The 17,668-nt window shown below is 67.3% G+C and carries 16 protein-coding genes and 1 tRNA gene; 9 read left to right on the forward strand and 8 right to left on the reverse strand.

Annotated elements, in window-relative coordinates; all coding sequences use genetic code 11:
* Positions 1-32: 32 nt before the first annotated feature.
* The 4 genes from gluQRS to gyrA all read right to left on the reverse strand — a co-directional run bounded on the left by gluQRS (position 33) and on the right by gyrA (position 6,012).
* Positions 33-851, reverse strand: a complete 819-nt coding sequence (gluQRS, locus tag MWU52_RS02585) for a tRNA glutamyl-Q(34) synthetase GluQRS (RefSeq protein ID WP_246949107.1) — start codon at positions 849-851, stop codon at positions 33-35.
* Complete coding sequence (gene trmFO, locus MWU52_RS02590) at positions 848-2,215, reverse strand: methylenetetrahydrofolate--tRNA-(uracil(54)-C(5))-methyltransferase (FADH(2)-oxidizing) TrmFO (protein ID WP_246949110.1); 1,368 nt, start codon at positions 2,213-2,215, stop codon at positions 848-850. The genes gluQRS and trmFO overlap by 4 nt, the downstream gene beginning before the upstream one ends.
* A 43-nt stretch (positions 2,216-2,258) precedes the next feature.
* Positions 2,259-3,113, reverse strand: coding sequence for a LysR family transcriptional regulator (locus tag MWU52_RS02595; RefSeq protein WP_246949111.1), 855 nt, complete (start codon positions 3,111-3,113; stop codon positions 2,259-2,261).
* 124 nt (positions 3,114-3,237) lie between these two features.
* Entirely contained in the window at positions 3,238-6,012 is a 2,775-nt protein-coding gene (gyrA, locus tag MWU52_RS02600; protein WP_246949113.1) for a DNA gyrase subunit A, read from the reverse strand.
* 179 nt (positions 6,013-6,191) lie between these two features.
* Here gyrA and MWU52_RS02605 point away from each other — a divergent pair, with 179 nt between their 5' ends.
* Entirely contained in the window at positions 6,192-6,458 is a 267-nt protein-coding gene (locus tag MWU52_RS02605) for an usg protein (RefSeq protein ID WP_246949115.1), read from the forward strand.
* Positions 6,459-6,507: 49 nt separating this feature from the next.
* Here the strand turns inward: MWU52_RS02605 and MWU52_RS02610 are convergent, their stop codons facing one another.
* From MWU52_RS02610 to MWU52_RS02620, 3 genes are all read right to left on the reverse strand, one after another.
* Entirely contained in the window at positions 6,508-8,595 is a 2,088-nt protein-coding gene (locus MWU52_RS02610; protein WP_246949117.1) for a PQQ-dependent dehydrogenase, methanol/ethanol family, read from the reverse strand.
* A gap of 98 nt (positions 8,596-8,693) precedes the next feature.
* Positions 8,694-9,149, reverse strand: a complete 456-nt coding sequence (locus MWU52_RS02615) for a disulfide bond formation protein B (RefSeq protein WP_246949121.1) — start codon at positions 9,147-9,149, stop codon at positions 8,694-8,696.
* The gene (locus MWU52_RS02620; RefSeq protein ID WP_246952730.1) at positions 9,146-9,724 is read right to left on the reverse strand and encodes a YqaA family protein; all 579 of its coding nucleotides are present in this window, start codon (positions 9,722-9,724) and stop codon (positions 9,146-9,148) included. Before MWU52_RS02620 ends, MWU52_RS02615 begins: the two co-directional genes overlap by 4 nt.
* Before the next feature lie 69 nt (positions 9,725-9,793).
* Here MWU52_RS02620 and MWU52_RS02625 point away from each other — a divergent pair, with 69 nt between their 5' ends.
* The 4 genes from MWU52_RS02625 to MWU52_RS02640 all read left to right on the forward strand — a co-directional run bounded on the left by MWU52_RS02625 (position 9,794) and on the right by MWU52_RS02640 (position 12,535).
* The gene (locus MWU52_RS02625; RefSeq protein WP_246949123.1) at positions 9,794-10,651 is read left to right on the forward strand and encodes a neutral zinc metallopeptidase; all 858 of its coding nucleotides are present in this window, start codon (positions 9,794-9,796) and stop codon (positions 10,649-10,651) included.
* Positions 10,652-10,703: 52 nt separating this feature from the next.
* Positions 10,704-10,788: transfer RNA gene (locus MWU52_RS02630), tRNA-Leu, on the forward strand.
* A 174-nt stretch (positions 10,789-10,962) separates the two neighbouring features.
* Positions 10,963-11,394 carry a hypothetical protein gene (locus tag MWU52_RS02635; RefSeq protein ID WP_246949125.1) on the forward strand — a complete coding sequence of 144 codons (432 nt, stop codon included), beginning with the start codon at positions 10,963-10,965 and terminating at the stop codon, positions 11,392-11,394.
* Between the two features lie 70 nt (positions 11,395-11,464).
* A complete protein-coding gene (locus MWU52_RS02640; RefSeq protein WP_246949126.1) occupies positions 11,465-12,535 on the forward strand; it encodes an ABC transporter ATP-binding protein in 1,071 nt (356 codons plus the stop codon).
* Positions 12,536-12,622: 87 nt separating this feature from the next.
* Here the strand turns inward: MWU52_RS02640 and MWU52_RS02645 are convergent, their stop codons facing one another.
* Entirely contained in the window at positions 12,623-13,198 is a 576-nt protein-coding gene (locus tag MWU52_RS02645; RefSeq protein WP_246949128.1) for a DUF882 domain-containing protein, read from the reverse strand.
* Positions 13,199-13,472: 274 nt separating this feature from the next.
* Between MWU52_RS02645 and MWU52_RS02650 the strand changes: the two genes are divergently transcribed.
* The 4 genes from MWU52_RS02650 to MWU52_RS02665 are packed head-to-tail and all read left to right on the forward strand — an operon-like array spanning position 13,473 to position 17,664.
* Positions 13,473-15,065, forward strand: coding sequence for a L,D-transpeptidase family protein (locus MWU52_RS02650; RefSeq protein WP_246949130.1), 1,593 nt, complete (start codon positions 13,473-13,475; stop codon positions 15,063-15,065).
* A 37-nt stretch (positions 15,066-15,102) separates the two neighbouring features.
* Positions 15,103-16,203, forward strand: a complete 1,101-nt coding sequence (locus tag MWU52_RS02655) for a UDP-3-O-(3-hydroxymyristoyl)glucosamine N-acyltransferase (RefSeq protein ID WP_246949132.1) — start codon at positions 15,103-15,105, stop codon at positions 16,201-16,203.
* Positions 16,193-16,459 (forward strand): acyl carrier protein, encoded by a 267-nt coding sequence (locus tag MWU52_RS02660; protein WP_246949135.1) that lies wholly within the window; start codon positions 16,193-16,195, stop codon positions 16,457-16,459. The genes MWU52_RS02655 and MWU52_RS02660 overlap by 11 nt, the downstream gene beginning before the upstream one ends.
* Positions 16,456-17,664 (forward strand): beta-ketoacyl-[acyl-carrier-protein] synthase family protein, encoded by a 1,209-nt coding sequence (locus tag MWU52_RS02665; RefSeq protein WP_246949138.1) that lies wholly within the window; start codon positions 16,456-16,458, stop codon positions 17,662-17,664. The genes MWU52_RS02660 and MWU52_RS02665 overlap by 4 nt, the downstream gene beginning before the upstream one ends.
* Positions 17,665-17,668: the final 4 nt, after the last annotated feature.

Consider the following 17,668-nt stretch of genomic DNA (forward strand, 5'->3'; position numbering starts at 1 on the left):
TTTGGTGCGCGTGGTGCCGTGATCGGACCCAGTCAGGGGGCCGTGCGGTCGGCGCGCAGATGCGCCTTGAGCGCGTCGGCGGACCAGCCCGCGTCGCGATAGCTGGCGAGGCTGCGCGCATCGTCGCGCTTGGCGAGGCGCCGGCCTTCGCCGTCGCGCACGAGGTCGTGGTGGTGATATCCAGGCGTCGGCAGGTCCAGCAGCGTCTGCAGCGCGACATGGATCGGGGTGGCCTCGACCAGATCCGCGCCGCGCGTCACAAGGTCGATGCCCTGGGCCGCGTCGTCGACCACCACCGCGAGGTGGTACGAGGTCGCGAAATCGCGGCGGGCGATCACGACGTCGCCGATGCTGCGGCGGAAGGTGGCGGGGTCCATCGTTTGCGGTCTGTCCTTCTCGGTCCAGGTGAGCGCGCCGACGGCATCCGCGTCGAGGCGCAGGGCCACGTCACGGGGACGCAGACCGATCCGGGACGCGGCGCGGCAGGTGCCGGGATAGACCACGCCGTCGGGTCCGAGGAGCGGCGCGCCCTCCTGCGGGGCGGCGGCGGCGGCGCGGATGTCGCGGCGGTTGCAGATGCAGGGATAGAGGAGGCCGCGCGACCAGAGGCGGTCGAGCGCGTCGTCATACTCGGCCATGCGTTCGGATTGGCGCATCACGGGTTCGGGCCAGATCAGGCCGAGCCAGTGGAGGTCGTCGAAGATCGCCGCTTCCCAGTGCGGTTTTGATCGCTGGCGGTCGATATCCTCGATCCGGAGGTGCATGTCGCCGAGATCGTCCGCCACCATCGCGGCCCAGGCATGGCCCAGATGCAGCGGGCCGGTGGGCGAGGGTGCGAAGCGGGTGATCATTCCGCCGCCTGTCGGACCCCCAGCCAGCCCTGCCAATCGGCCTTGGCGCGGTCGGTGTACATCTTGTAGCGGACCTGTCGCCCGCGCCGTCCGCCCTTCGCGTCGACCGGGGGGAACAGGCCAAAATTGACGTTCATCGGCTGGAAGGTCTTGGCATCCGCGCCGCCGGTGATGTGGGTGACGAGCGCGCCCATGGCGGTCGTCTGGGGCACCGGGGGCAGGGTGTCTCCCCTGATTTCGGCGGCGGCCATGCATCCGGCCAAAAGGCCCATGGCGGCGGATTCGACGTAGCCCTCGACGCCCGTAATCTGACCGGCGAAGCGGATATGAGGCCTGGAGCGGAGGCGCATGGCATCGTCGAGGAGTGTGGGCGAGTTGATGAAGGTGTTGCGGTGGATGCCGCCGAGGCGGGCAAATCTGGCGTTCTGAAGTCCCGGAATCATAGCAAAAACAGACTTCTGCGCGCCGTACTTCATCTTGGTCTGGAAGCCCACGATGTTGTAGAGCGTGCCGAGCGCGTTGTCGCGGCGAAGCTGGACGACGGCGTGGGCCTTTACGTCCGGCTGATGCGGGTTGGTCAGGCCGACGGGCTTCATCGGGCCGTGGCGCAGCGTCTCGCGCCCGCGTTCGGCCATGACCTCGATCGGTAGGCAGCCGTCGAAATAGGGGGTGGGTTTGTGGGACGATCCGGCCTCGCCCGGCTTGAACTCGGTCTTCTCGGCGGCGAGCAGGGCGTCGATGAACGCCTCGTAGGTGTCGCGGTCCATCGGGCAATTGATGTAGGCGGTGCGCTCGTCCTCGGTCTCGCCCTTGTCGTAGCGGGATTGGCGCCAGGCCTTAGACATGTCGATCGTATCGGCATGGACGATGGGCGCAATGGCGTCGAAGAACGCGAGGCTGTCCTGGCCCGCCTCCTCGGCGATGGCCTGCGCCAGCGCGCTGCCGGTCAGGGGGCCGGTGGCGATGATCCAATGGCCGGATTCGGGCAGGGCGGTGATTTCCTCGTCCACGACGGTGACGTTCGGATGCGCACGTAGGCGGGCGGTCACGGCCTCGGCAAAGGGGTCGCGGTCGACGGCGAGCGCGCCGCCGGCGGGGAGGCGGTGGGCGTCGGCCATCTCCATGATCAGGCCCCCGGCGGCGCGCATCTCCCAATGGAGCAGGCCCACGGCGTTCTGTTCCGAATCGTCGGAGCGGAACGAGTTGGAGCAGACCATCTCGGCCAGCGATCCGGTGCGATGGGCGAAGGTGCCGACCTTCGGGCGCATCTCGTGGATCAAGACGGGGATGCCGGCATTCGCGGCCTGCCAGGCGGCCTCCGACCCGGCCATGCCGCCGCCGACGATGTGAAGCTGTTCGGTCATGGCGCCCGGATACGCCGGACGGTCGCCGGGGGAAAGGGGGCGGCTATTCCGACGCGATGCGCATCGCGTCGCCGCCGGTATTTCCGCAGAACCAGTCGACGACGGCACGCAGGATGGAATCGCCGTGGCGCGTTTCGTGGTAGGTGATCCAGAGTTCGCCCTGCAGCTCGTTCTCCGGCAGATCGGCCAGAACCAGGCCATGTTCCGGCAGAACCATGAAATCGGGAAGGACGCAGGGCAGGCCGGTCGTCCGGGCCATTTCCAGCGCCATCGGCATCTCCTCGACGCGGTAGCGCGGGATCTCGGCGGCCTCGGGGTAGATCTGACGCAAGACGTTCGAATCCGGGTAGCGTTGCGACAGCCCGATCCATTCGCCGTCGAGCACGTGGTCGCGCCCGTGATAGACGCGCAGCGAGTAGTCGCGGAACTTGCGCGCCTTGAGCCGTCCGCCTTCGGGGCGACCGATGCGAACCTGGATGTCGGCCTCGCCCAGGCCTTGCGCGAAGACCTTGTCGGTGAGGCTTAGCATGACCTGCGGCAGGTAGTTCGAGAACTCGCCGGTGCGGGGCAGGACGAAGTGGGAATGCACGGCCGGCGGTGCGGAGATCTCGATTGCGATACGCGCCTGGTCGTCGCCGGCCTTCAGGTTGGCGACCTCGGTGCGCAGCCGGTGGTCCAGCTCCTCGGCGACGGCGGCAAGGCGATTGGCGGCGTGGGTCGGAACGAAGCTGGGGCCACGCTTCTCGAACAGTGGCAGACCCAGTTCATGGCTCATGCGGTCGATCCTGCGCGAGACGGTCGCAACGTTGGTCTCCAGATGGCGGGCGGCCGCCGACATCGTTCCATGCCGCTTCATGGCCAGGACGAACTTCAGGTCGTCCCAATGTTCCAGTCTCATTCCTCGCCTCCATCCCGGCCCGGCGCCGCCGGATGCATCCCGGACCCGCAAACTAGTCCGGCATGGCGGCGAAGGCCATGCCGGGATCGCAGATTCCTCCAAGGATTGCCGTGGGAAAGCCTGATCAGTCGCCGTCGACCTCGACCGCCTCGTCTTCGCCATTGTCGGCCACGCGTGCGACGGAAACGACCTTCTCGCCCTTGCGCGCATTGAGGACGCGGACGCCGCCCGCACTGCGCGAGCGGAAGCTGATTCCGTCGACGGGCACGCGGATCGACTGGCCGGTGGAGGTGGCGAGCATGATCTGGTCATCCATCTCGACCGGGAAGGCCGACACGATCGGCCCGCCGCGGGCGGCCTTGTCCTGCGCGCTGACGCCCATGCCGCCGCGGCCGCGCACCGGATAGTCATGCGACGACGACAGCTTGCCGGCGCCGCCTTCGGTGATGGTCAGGATCAGGTCCTCGGCAGCCGACATCTCGGCATAGCGGTCGGTGGAGAAGTCGGGATCGGCGGTCGCTTCGTCGTCGTCCCCCTCGGCCCCGTTCTCGTAGTCGTCGGCCAGACCGGCCATCGCGCGGCGCATCTTGAGGTAGGCCACCCGCTCCTCCGACGTGGCATCAAAATGCCGGATCACGGCCATCGACACGACCGCGTCGTCGCGGCCCAGCCGGATGCCGCGTACGCCGACGGACGCGCGGGAGTTGAAGACGCGCACATCCGTGGCGGGGAACCGGATCGCGCGGCCCGAGCGGGTGACCAGCATGACATCGTCGTCATGGCTGGCAATGCGGGCGTTGATCAGCGTCCACCCCGCGCTCTCGCCCTCGAACTTCATGGCGATCTTGCCGTTGCGCATCACGTTGGCGAAATCCGACAGGCGGTTGCGCCGGACGGTGCCGTGATCGGTGGCGAAGACGACCTGAAGCTCGTCCCAATGATCCTCGTCGCGGTCGATGGGCAGGATCGCGGCGATGCCGGTGCCCGACTGGATCGGCAGCAGGTTCACCAGCGCCTTGCCCTTGGCCGTTCGCCCGCCCTGCGGCAGGCGCCATGTCTTGAGCTTGTAGACCATGCCGTCAGTCGTGAAGAACAGAAGCGGCGTATGGGTATTGGCCACGAAGAGGGTCGTGACGACGTCCTCCTCCTTGGTCTGCATGCCGGACAGGCCCTTGCCGCCGCGCTTCTGCGCACGGAACTCGGCGAGCGGCGTGCGTTTGGCATAGCCGGATTGGGTGATGGTGACGACCATCTCCTCGCGCTCGATCAGGTCCTCGTCATCCATGTCGCCGGACCAGTCGGTGATCTCGGTTCGGCGGGGAACGGCGAAGAGGTCACGGACCTCGCGCAGCTCGTCGGAGATGATCGACAGGATCCGCGCGCGGGAGCCGAGGATCTCGAGATATTCCTTGATCTTGGCGGCCAGCTCCTCCAGCTCGTCTGTGACTTCCTTGACGCCGAGTTGCGTCAGGCGTTGCAGGCGAAGCTCCAGGATGGCGCGGGCCTGCGTCTCGGACAGGTTGTAGGTGCCGTCGTCGTTCATCGTGTGGGTCGGGTCGTCGATCAGCCGGATGAAGGGCGCGATCTCCTCGGCCGGCCATCGACGCGACATGAGCTTTTCGCGCGCTTCGGGCGCGTCGGCGGAGGCGCGGATGGTGCGCACGACCTCGTCCACGTTGCTGACGGCGACGGCCAGGCCGCAGAGGATGTGGCTCCGCTCGCGGGCGCGGCGCAACTCGTAGGCGGTGCGGCGGGCGATCACATCCTCGCGGAAGGACAAGAACGCCGTCAGGAAGGCGCGCAGCGTCAGCTGCTCGGGGCGGCCGCCGTTAAGGGCCAGCATGTTGCAGGCGAAACTCGTCTGCATCGGCGTGAAGCGGAACAGCTGGTTCAGCACGACTTCGGCGGTGGCGTCGCGCTTCAGCTCGACCACCACGCGGACGCCGACGCGGTCGGATTCGTCCTGGACGTGGCTGATCCCCTCGATCCGCTTGTCCTTGGCGGCCTCGGCGATGCGTTCGACCATGACGGCCTTGTTCACCTGATAGGGAACCTCGTCGATGACGATGGCGTAGCGGTCCTTGCGGATTTCCTCGACCCGGGTGCGGGCGCGCATGATGACGCTGCCACGCCCTTCGAGATACGCCTTGCGGATGCCGGAACGGCCGAGGATCATGCCGCCCGTCGGGAAATCCGGGCCGGGGACGTATTCGATCAGGTCTTCGGAGGACAGGTCGGGGTTCTCGATCAGCGCGAGGCAGGCGTCGATGACCTCGCCCAGATTGTGGGGCGGGATATTGGTGGCCATGCCGACGGCGATGCCGCCCGCGCCGTTGACCAGCATGTTCGGAAAGCGCGCCGGCAGGACCGAGGGTTCGGTGTCCTTGCCGTCGTAGTTGGGCACCATGTCGACGGTGTCTTTTTCGATATCGGCCAGCAGGAAGGCCGCCGGCTTGTCCATCCGGACCTCGGTGTAGCGCATGGCGGCGGCGTTATCGCCGTCCATCGAGCCGAAGTTGCCCTGACCGTCGAGCAGGGGAAGCGACATCGAGAAGTTCTGCGCCATCCGCACCAGCGCCTCGTAGATGGCCGAGTCGCCGTGCGGGTGATACTTGCCCATGACGTCGCCCACGGGGCGGGCCGACTTGCGATACGACTTGTCGTGCGTGTTGCCGGTCTCATGCATGGCATAGAGGATGCGGCGATGGACCGGCTTCAGCCCGTCGCGCAGATCGGGAATCGCGCGGCTGATGATTACCGACATCGCGTAGTCGAGGAACGAAGTCCGCATCTCGTCGACGATGCTGATTTGAGGGCCGTCATGGGGCATGACCACGCGCCCGGTCCCGTTCCCGGCGTCTTCGTCATCGTTTTCAGGGGTTTCCGGCTCGTCGTTCATCTATTTCTCCGCCCCGGAGGGGGCCCATATCTTGTTTGTGCCGCTTCTAGCACCCCCTGCATATGGGCTCAACAAGCTGTGTCGCCGGGGCCGCTGCAGCCCCTGGATTGGACTGATAACAAACTGTTTTCTTTGATGGATCGGATCGGTGCGGCATCCTGTGCGCAGGAGGTTCGCACATGGCATCCGAAACCGATCTGATGATGAAGGGCTATGGCCTGACGCTGGCCGAGATGTTCTATCACATGCCCGACCATCCGCACGTCCTGAACAGCTTCATCTGGCAGGATTACGACCTGGCCCCGGATCACCCGCGCCTGTTCCGGTTCATCGAGTTCTGGGGCGAGGAGATCGAGGGGCCGCTCCACTCCGTCCGGTTCAGCCATCGCAAGCCGATCGGGCCGGGCGAATGGGAGAACGTGGTGGGTGAGTTCCGGCTCAACTGACGGCAGAGGCCCCGCCTGACGCAATGGCGCCGGACGGGGCCGATGTCGCCTATTGCGGGCGGACCGCGTCGGCCGTGCCCTGGATGAACGCGACGAGGTTGCGCACATCGGTCTCGTCCAGCTTGCCGGCGAAGCTGGGCATGCCGCCGCCTTCCATCGTGCCGTGCAGGACGATGTCCTCGGCCATGCCCAGGGTCGCGGGATCGGAATAGCCGAGGTTCGGGACATTGCCGCCGTTGTTGACGCCCGGTACGCCGTGGCAGAACAGGCAGTTCGACACGTAGGTCGCCAGCCCGTCGGCCACGTGGGCGGGTTCGTAGGGCACGCCCGAGACCAGCTCCAGCCGTTCGCTGCTGACGGTTTCCGGCATAGGCGCGTCGCCGCCTACGGCGAAGGTGTAGACGCGGCCCGGGCCGACCCTGTCAGTCGCGCGCTGCATCATGCCGTAGACGCCGCCCCAGCCGACGGCGATCGTCACGTATTGCCGCCCCTCATGCGCCCAGGTCGCGGGCGCCGCGACCACGCCCGATCCGACGGGCGTCTGCCACAGGACCTCGCCCGTGGCCGCGTCGTAGGCCATGAAGCGCCCGTCCGCCGTGCCCTGGAACACGAGGCCGCCGGCCGTGGACAGCGTGCCGCCGTTCCAGGGCGAGACGTATTCGGCGCGCCAGACCTCCTCCTGCGCCACCGGATCCCAAGCGAGCAGGTGGCCGAAGGCCGTGGCCTCGGGGGCGACGGCGTTGAACAGGTAGCCGAGGTTCCAGCCGACGCCGGACATCGTGGACATGGGCTTGAGCTTGTTGAGTTCCCAGGCCGGGTCGGTGGATTGCACCAGCGGCACGCCCTGCGCGGGGATATAGACGAGGCCGGTATCAGGGTTGAACGACATCGGGTGCCAGTTATGCGCGCCGTAGGCCGAGGGGATCGTCTCCCACGGCTCGGTGCGGGCGCGGGCGCCTTCGACCTCGATCGGGCGGCCCTCCTCGTCATAGCCGGTGGCCCACGACACCTCGACGAAGGGTTCCGCGCTGATGAGGGTGCCGTCGGTGCGGTCGACCACGTAGAAGAAGCCGTTCTTGGGCGCCTGCATCAGGACCTTGCGCATCGCGCCGTCGATTTCGAGATCGGCCAGGATGATGTGCTGCGTCGAGGTGTAGTCCCAAGTGTCGCCCGGCGTGTTCTGGAAGTGCCACTGGTATTCGCCGGTCTCCGGGTCCAGCGCCACGATGGAGGCGAGGTAGAGGTTGTCGCCGCCGGCGGGGCTGCGGAAATGCTGGTTCCAGGGGCTGCCGTTGCCGGTGCCGACATAGAGGAGGTCGAGGTCCGGGTCGTAGGCCATGCTGTCCCAGATCGTGCCGCCGCCGCCGGCCTTCCACCATTCGCCGGCCGGGTCCCAGGTCTCCATGGCCTTGGCCATGCTCTCGTCCTCGGGGGGCAGCGCGGGGTCGCCGGGCACGACGTACCAGCGCCAGTTCATCTCGCCCGTCTCGTGGTCGTAGGCGGAGATGTAGCCGCGCACGCCGAACTCGGCGCCGCCATTGCCGATCAGGACGTTGCCCTTCACCACGCGCGGCGCGCCGGTGATGGTGTAGGACATCTCGCGGTTCTCGATCGTGTCGGTGACCCATTTGCGCTCGCCCGTTGCGGCGTCGATGGCGTGCAGCATGCCGTCATAGGCGCCGACGAAGACGGTCCCCTCATAGAGCGCGACGCCGCGGTTCACCACGTCGCAGCAGCCCTTGTAGGCATGTTCGCGCGGCACTTCGGGGTCGTAGACCCAGAGCTCCTCGCCCGTGACGGCGTCGAGGGCATGGACCACCGACCAGGAGGCCGTGACATACATCACGCCGTCGACGACGATCGGCGTCGCCTCGACCCCACGGCGGGATTGCATGTCGTGCGACCAGACGAGGCCCATCTCGCCCACGTTTTCGGGCGTGATGTCGTCGAGGAGGGAATGACGCGTTTCCTGGTAGTTCAGGCCGTGGGTCAGCCAGTCGTCGGTCTCCGCCGCTTCGGCGATGATGGCCGCCGTGTCGATCCCGGCGGTCGCCGTCTCGATCGCATCAGGGTTTATCGTCTGACCGGACGCCGCCCAGGGCGCCACGCAAAGGACCATGCTCAGAATTCGCTTCATCTCTCGCTCCTCCACCGAGACACGCACCCGGGGGCAGAGCCGCGCGGACGCAACCCGTCGACCGTAACATGGCGGCGCGAGGCCCGCCTAACCCTAAGTCAACGTGATCGAAAAGCGGCGAACAGCCAGATCGCGGCGAGGCCCAGCGAAAGGACGGCGTTCCAGCCGGCCATGGTCAGGCCCAGCTGCCACACGATTTCGTCGCACATCACGACCGTCTCGGGGATGTCGGTCGAAAGCAGGTCGCTGCCCGACAGCGCGCCGAGGTCTCCGACCCCGCTGCAGGCCGACGGTCCCGGCCACCAGCCCTGTTCGACGCCGGCATGGAAGGCCCCGATCCCCGCCGTCGTCAGCGCGGCCAAGGCGCCAACCACGGCCAATGCGCGCGGCAGGATGCCCGACAGCGCAAGGACGCCCAGCGCGATCGCCGCCGCGTGCGGCCAGCGTTGCCACAGGCACATCGCACAAGGCGCATAACCCGCCGCCTGAAACAGGAAGGCCCCGCCGAGGAGTGAGACATGGCTGAAGGTCGCGAGGGCGAGAAAGCGTTTCATAGATACCTCAGCAGGACGAAGGCACCGAGGAGCGTGAAGATGAAGGCGGTGAAGACAAGGCCTAGCCGCCGTTCGATGAAGTCACGCACCGGCAACCCGAATTGCCATAGGAGCGCCGCGACGAGAAAGAAACGCAGTCCCCGCGCGATGACGCTTGCCAGCACGAAGACGGACAGCGACAATTCCGTGGCCCCCGAAAGAATCGTGATGACCTTGTAGGGGAACGGCGTCACACCTGCGATCAGCACGGCCCACGCGCCCCACTCGTTATAGCGCTGGCGGAACCCCTCGAAACTGTCGGCCTTGCCGAGCGCGGTCAGGATCGGCTCGCCCAGCACCTCCCACGCGAAATAGCCGATGGCGTAACCCAGCAATCCGCCCGCCACGCTGGCGACGGTGCAGACCCCGGCGATCAGCCAGGCCCGCGACGGTGCGGCCAGGATCATCGGGATCAGCAGGATGTCCGGGGGGATCGGAAAGACGGAGCTTTCCACGAAACTGACCACGGCCAAGACCCAGATCGCCCGCGGATGGGCCGCCCAGGCCAGGGTCCAATCATAGAGCGCGCGGATCATGGCGTTGCCGGTCACATGGAACCGGGGCAGGGTCAAGGTCGATTGACTAGGCACGGATCGGGGGGCGGCATGCGCTGGCGAGGACGACGCGGAAGCAGCAATATCGAAGATCGGCGCGGACGACGCGGCGGCGGGCGCGCCATGAGCGGGGGGATCGGGGGCTTGGGCCTGGTCGCGGTCTTGCTGATTGGATGGTTCTTCGGGATCGATGTCTCGCCCTTCCTGCAAGGCGGTGGCGGCTTCCAGACGCAGGCCCCGGCCGGACCGGTCAGCGAGGCCGAGCAGCAGGAGGCGCAGTTCGTTTCGGTCGTGCTGGCCGATACGGAGGAGGTATGGCGCGACGTCTTCGCCGAACAGGTGGGGGAGGCATATCGTCCACCGATCCTCGTCCTCTACTCCGGCGTGACGTCCAGCCCATGCGGCGGCGCCAGCGGCGCGACGGGGCCGTTCTACTGCCCCGCGGACCGGAAGGCCTATATCGACACGGCGTTCTTCACGACGCTGGACCGGCGCATGGGGGCGGGCGGCGATTTCGCCGCCGCCTACGTCGTGGCCCATGAGGTCGCCCACCACGTGCAGAACGAGCTTGGCATCCTGGGGCAGGCGAACCAGATCCGCGCGCAATCGTCGGAGGCGCAGTCGAACGCGATCTCGGTCCGGGTGGAGTTGCAGGCGGACTGCCTGGCCGGGATCTGGGCGCGCGAGGCGCAGGAGCGATTCGGCATCCTGGAGCGGGGCGACCTGGAGGAGGCGGTCAACGCCGCCCGACGCATCGGCGACGACCACCTGCAGCGCAGCGCCGGGCGCGTGCCGATGCCGCACACCTTCACCCATGGCACGTCCGAACAGCGTGCGCGCTGGTTTCGGACCGGGTACGAGACCGGACGCATCCCGGCCTGCGACACGTTCTCGGCCGAGCGTCTGTGATTGACGCCGCGCGGACGGGGGGCTAGGCCTGCCGCGTCCCCGAGGTGACGGGGCCCGTGTGGCGGAATTGGTAGACGCAGCGGATTCAAAATCCGCCGCCGCAAGGCTTGCCGGTTCGAGTCCGGCCACGGGTACCATCCTTGCGAACGGTTGAAATGTGCAAGCCTGTTCGCTGGTCGATTCCGAATATCGCGAACCGTCCTATTCAAGTCAGTCCGTCGAAACCGCGCACGCCGGCGTCACCTTCGATACCGTTTGTAGCCGTCGGTTTTCGTGATAACCGGGCGGAACCGGAAACGCGCGGAGGACATATGCGGCGCTGGCACTTCTACGTCATGGGGGCGATCGCCTTGGCCTATGGCGTGATCGCGATGGCGGAATACGTCATTGTCTCCTACGGGCTCTGGGTCGGCTGGCTCGAGATGTATTCGGCCGAGCAGGTCCAATGGCTGCGCGCGTTGCCGAACTGGGTGCACGGTGTCTGGGGCTTCCATGCGACGATCGCACTGGTGGGCGCGCTGTGCCTGCTGGCGCATTTGCGCGCGGCGGTCTGGATGCTGGCCTTCGCCACGCTGTCGCTCATCGTGCTTTATGTCTGGATGGTTGCGCTGGCCACGCCATCGGTGATCGCGCTGGTCGGCGGCGGCTGGCTGGCCTGGGCCACGCTGGGTCTGGTACTGCTTCTGTCGCTTCTGATCTATGTCTACGCCCGCCAGGAAAAGCGCGCGGGCGAGGTTCTCTGATCGGCGGGTTTACCGCCTCCCGGACGCCTGATACGCCAACCCGACCGTAACACTCGGGTTTGGCGCCGCCGTGACATCTCGCCTACAGATCGATGGTTTGCTGCGCCGCCTCGGCGGTCGGAACGTGGTGGACGGGATCTCGCTTTCGGTGGCGGCGGGACAGGTGACCTGCCTTCTCGGTCCGTCGGGATGCGGCAAGTCCACGACGCTTCGCATCATCGCCGGGGTCGACCGCCAGGATGCCGGGACCGTCTCGCTGAACGGCAAGGTCGTGTCAGATGATGCGCGGCATGTCGCGCCCGAGGACCGCGGCGTTGGCCTGATGTTCCAGGATTTCGCGCTGTTCCCGCATTTGACGGTCGCGCAGAACATCGGCTTCGGCCTGCCGCGCGACCGGGTGTCCGCCGCGCGTGTCGCGGAGCTTTTGGCGCGGGTCGACCTCCAGGGATACGACCGGAAGCATCCGCACGAGTTGTCGGGCGGGGAGCAGCAGCGGGTGGCCCTGGCCCGTGCGTTGGCACCGCGACCCGGGATCATGCTGATGGATGAGCCCTTTTCGGGGTTGGACAACCGCTTGCGCGACGAGATCCGCGACGCCACGCTGAGTGTCCTGAAGGAGGAGGGGACGGCCGTCCTTCTGGTCACGCACGAGCCCGACGAGGCGATGCGTATGGCCGACGAGGTTGCGCTCATGCGCGACGGGCGGATCGTGCAGAAGGCCGCGCCCTACAACATCTACAACGCGCCCGCCGATCGCGAGGCGGCGGCGTTCTTCAGCGATATCAACGTTTTGAATGGCGAAGTTAATGGCGCGTTGACGCATACGCCCTTCGGGCAGTTCCTGGCGCCCGGCCTGCCAGATGGGACGGAGGTCGATATCGTCTTCCGCCCGCAGCATGTCCGCCTGGATTTCGATCGTGGTGGCCGTGGTCCGGCACCCACGGCGGCCGAGGGAACCCCTGCGCGCGGCACCGTCGAACGGGCGCGCTTCATGGGCAAGGAAAGCCTGGTCGAGTTCCTGATGGACGACGGCACCAGCCGCGTGACGGCCACGGTGCCCGCGGTCTTCCTGCCGGTCGCGGGCAAGGTGATGTGGCTGTCGATCCGGCGCGAACGCTGCTTCGTGTTCCCGCGCCGTTGAACGGACCCGAAGAGGCAACGCCGAAGGCCGCCCCGGGGCATCGGGGCGGCTTCTGGCAGTGGACGTGATTTCACCGTGGGCCGGGCGTCAGCCGCCCCAGCTGCGGACCTTGCCGCAATCGACATGGGTAAATCCGGAACGGGAGTAGCGACCGACGCCACCTGCCGAACAGGAGGCCGCGGCGCGCGCGACCTGGCTGACTGAACGCGAGGAAAGCCGGACGTCAGCCGCCTGGCCCTGCAGGTGCAGCGAGTTGCGCGCGACGCCGCCCGAGCGGGACCGGAGCATCGCGTTGGTCGCAGGGGAGCGGTAGCCGGACAGCAACATGAACGGCTCGGACGTATCCACAAGGCGATGCGTGGCGGCGATGATGTCCAACGTGCGGTTGTCGATGGCCCTCACCTCGTTCCGGCGCCAATCGCGGAAGAAGAAGTTCACCTCGTGCAGGGCCTCGCGGACGTAGCGCCCCTCGACCCAATAGATGGTGTCCATGGTTTCGCCCGTGCGGGCGTTGTGCATCCGGATGCGCCGGATGTCGCCGCCTCCGCGCAGGAAGCCGGCCGCCTTGGAATAGGTCGGCGCGGCTGCGACGACGGTCGCCGCGAATGCGCCGAGAATACCACGCCGAGTGATCGACGTGCCTCCAATGTTCTGATCAGTCACGATATGCCCCGTTCACTGTACTTGGACCGTCTCTGCGGCCTCAGGTGTCTCATCCCCATGTGACGCGCCCGGTGTGTCATAAATTTGGCGATTCTCTAACGTTGTTGCCGCGTTTGAACCTGTTGGGCAGATTTTCGCCAATCGGTTCCCCGCGACCCGTCCGACCATCCTGTTGCCGCCTTGCCTAAAACGCGCTTCTTTAGATTTCGTGAATGGACTTGGCCCGGTCCGGCGTTACGGTTCAGGCAACCGTCGTCGCTCCGGATATGTTGTTATGCCGCCACGTTTTCCCTCGCTCGTCCTTGCCGCGCTGCTGATCTTCGGGACGCCGGCGATGTCGGCGCCGCTGGTCACGCCGTTCCAGCAGGCCTTGGCGCAAGCTGCTGCCGAGGACGATGCGGTCGCGGCGTTCTATCGCGCGCGCTCCTTCGCCCCGATCTGGATGGGCGACGAAGCGGACGGCCAATGGGGACCGGCGGACCGGCGCGAAGCGTTCCTCCGGGTGCTGAGCCAGGCCGACCGGCACGGTCTGCCCAAGGGCCGGTATGACGCAGATGCGATCCGCGCAGAATTCGCCGCCGCGAACGACGCCGCCGCCCGCGGTGCCCTCGAGGTGGCGATGACGCGTCGCTTCCTGCGATTTGCGCGGGACATCGGGACCGGCATCCTGGACCCGAAGCGCGTCGACCCGACCATCGTCCTGGATGTCCCTGCACCGGACCGGACGGAATTGTTGCATGCGTTCACGGATGGAAACCCGCACGACATCGTCCGCTCTCTGGCGCCGACCTCGCCGCACTATGCGCGCCTGCTGCGCGAGCGGATGCGCCTGGCCGAGATGGCGACCAAGGGCGGCTGGGGTGCCCCGGTCGCTGATGTCACCTTGCGGCCCGGAGCCGAAGGGCCGGCGGTCGTGGCCCTGCGTAACCGTCTTATCCGAATGGGTTATCTGCACATGTCGCCAACCGCGCGCTATGGCGCGGCGATGGAGGCGGCGATCCGTGCGTTCCAGATCGATCACGGGTTGACGCCGGACGGCGAGGTCGGCCCCGCGACGATCGCGGCCCTGAACGTCCCGATCGAGGACCGGATGGCGCAGATCCTGGTCGGGCTGGAACGGCAACGCTGGATGAACAAGCCGCTGGAGCCGCGACACATCCTGGTGAACCTGGCCGAACAGCACGCCTATGTCGTCGACGATGGCAAGGTGACCTTCGACACCGTCGTGGTCGTGGGCGCCGATACGCCCGACCGCCGCACGCCCGAGTTCAGTCACACGATGACGCATATGGTCGTGAACCCGAGCTGGTACGTGCCGCGATCCATCACCGTGAACGAGTATCTACCGGCGTTGAAACGCGGCGGCGCGCGGCATCTGGAGGTTTATTCGCGCAGTGGACGGGTGAACCCGAACAACGTCGATTTCAGCCGCTACAATGCTCGCAACTTTCCCTTCAGCCTGCGTCAGCCGCCGGGGCCACGCAACGCGCTGGGGCGGGTGAAATTCATGTTCCCGAACCGCTGGAACATCTATCTGCATGATACGCCGTCGCGCAGCCTGTTCGCCCGCGACCTGCGGACGTTCAGCCATGGCTGCGTGCGCGTCGCGGACCCGCTCGAGCTGGCATATCACCTGCTGGCACCGCAGACCGACACACCACGTCAGGATTTCGACCGCGTGCTGCGGTCCGGGGCCGAACGGCGCATGAACCTGGAACAGCCGATCGGCGTGCACATCGTCTACTGGTCGGCTTGGGTGACGCCCACGGGGCGCGCCAACTATCGCGGCGATCCGTATGGTCGGGATGTCCGTGTGCGCGATGCGCTGCGGGCGGCCGGGGTGGAACTGGGCGCATCGCGCAGCTAAGTGACGGGCCGGGGTGTCCATCCCCCGGAGGTTGCAGATGTTCACGGTTCTACAGATCGCGGAGGCACTGGGCCGTCCGGTCGAAGGCGACGGCACGCTGCGCTTTCGCCGGGCCGCCGAACCTGGCGCGGCGGGCCCCGATGACCTGGCGCTGGCGATGTCGCCGGCCTATGCCGATGCGCTGACGCGGGGAAAGGCCCGCGCGGCCGTCCTGTGGGAGGGGGCGGACTGGCGGGCCATGGGGCTCGATGCGGCGATCCTGGTTCCGCGGGCGCGGCTGGCAATGGCGGGCATCACGCAGGCGCTGGATCCGGGGCCGACCATCGAACCCGGCATCCACGCCACCGCGATCCTGGGCGACGGGGTCGAGATCGGACCCGACGCCGCCATCGGTCCGTTCACCGTCATCGGCGCCGGCGCCCGCATCGGCCCCCGCGCGCGCATCGTCGGGCAGGTCACGATTGGAGAGGGCGTGCAGCTCGGCGCCGACGCGTTGCTGATGTCGGGCGTGCGGCTGGGCGCGCGGGTGCGGATTGGCGACCGGTTCACGGCGCAGCCCAACGCGGTCGTGGGCGGCGACGGGTTCAGCTTCGTCACCCCCGAGGAGTCGGCCGTCGAACGTGTGCGCAAGACGCTGGGCGATCCGGGCGAGATCCGGGAACAGAGCTATGTCCGCATTCACTCGCTGGGGGCGGTCCAGATCGGCGACGATGTCGAGGTCGGAGCCTGCAGCACGATCGACCGCGGCACCGTGGCCGACACCGTGATCGGGCGGGGCACCAAGATCGACAACCTGGTGATGGTCGGCCACAACAACCGCGTGGGCGAGAACTGTCTGTTCTGCAGCCAGGTCGGCATCGCCGGCGGGACGGTGATCGGCAACCGGGTCGTGCTGGCCGGCAAGGTCGGGGTCAACGACAACATCACCATCGGCAACGACGTCGTGGCCGGCGGGGGCAGCAATCTCTACACCCGCGTGGGCGATGGCGAGGTCGTGCTGGGCTCGCCCGCGGTGAAGATGGAGACGAACATGGCGATGTATCGGGCGCTTCGGCGCCTGCCGCGCGCGCTCGAACAGCTGGGTGCGCTGCGCAAGTCCGTTGCCGGATTGCGGCGGGACGCAGGCCATGACGACTGACATCCGCACCCGCGTTCACGCCATCCTGGCCGAGCAGGCGATGGTCGCACCCGGCGACGTGACCGACGACCAGTCGCCGGCCGATCTGGGCATCGACAGCATGGGCCTGGTCGAGACAATCTTTGCCATCGAGGAGGCGTTCGACATCGAGGTGCCATTCAACGCGAACGAACCCGACAAGTCGGATTTCGACATCTCGACCGTCGGGGCCATCGTTTCGGCGGTCGAGCGGCTGGTGGCCGAACAGCACCGATGAGGCGTGTCGTCGTCACGGGCGCCGGCACCATCAACGCGCTGGGCGCCGATGTCGGGCAGACCCTGGCCGCGTTGCGCAAGGGGCGTTCGGCCATCGGTCCGCTGGATATCCGCGATGCCGACCGCCTGGCCATCCGGATCGGCGCGCAGGTCCAGGACTATGACGAGGCGGCGCATTTCAACCGCCAGCAGATCGCGCTCTTCGACCGCTATACCCAGTTCGCGCTGTTGGCGGCGGGGCAGGCGCTGTCGCAGGCCGGCCTGTCTTTCACCGGCGAGTTGGCGGCGCGTTCGGGTGTTATCCTCGGAACCTCCGGCGGCGGGCTGAACACGCAGGACGAGAACTATCGCGTCGTCTACGAGGAGGGTAAGAACCGCGTCCATCCCTTCGTCGTGCCGAAGCTGATGAACAACGCCGCGGCCGCGCATCTGTCGATGGAATACAACCTGAAGGGGCCGTCCTTCACCGTGGCCACCGCCTGCGCCAGCAGCAACCACGCGATCGGGCAGGCGTTCCAGTTCGTGCGCGGCGGCCTGGCCGACGTGATGGTCACCGGTGGGGCCGAGGCGATGCTGTGCTTCGGCGGCGTAAAGGCGTGGGAGGGACTGCGCGTCATGTCGCGCGACACCTGCCGCCCGTTCTGCGCCACCCGTTCGGGCATGGTTCAGGGCGAAGGGGCCGGCATCTTCGTGCTGGAGGAATACGACCACGCCCGCGCCCGGGGCGCGGAGATCCTGGCCGAGATCGCAGGCGTGGCGATGACCTCCGACGCGTCGGACATCGTGATGCCCTCGCGCCAGGGGGCCGAACGGGCGATGTCGGGTGCGCTACGCGACGCACGGCTGGCCACGACCGATATCGGCTACATCAACGCGCACGGGACCGGGACTGCGGCCAATGACAAGACGGAATGCGCCGCCGTGGCCCATGTTTTCGGGCCGCATGCGGATCGTCTGGCAATCAGTTCCACAAAATCGATGCACGGGCACTGCATCGGCGCGACCGGCGCGATCGAGCTGCTGGCCTGCATCATGGCGCTGCGCGAGGGCGTGATCGCCCCCACGGCAAACTGGCGCGAACCCGACCCGGAATGCGCGCTCGACATCGTACCGAACACCGCGCGCGAGGCGCGCGTTGGGGCCTGCCTGTCGAACGCCTTCGCCTTCGGCGGGATGAACGCGGTCCTGGCGCTGCGCGCCGTCTAGACCG

The sequence above is a fragment of the Jannaschia sp. S6380 genome (genome assembly GCF_023015695.1).
Classification (GTDB): domain Bacteria; phylum Pseudomonadota; class Alphaproteobacteria; order Rhodobacterales; family Rhodobacteraceae; genus Jannaschia.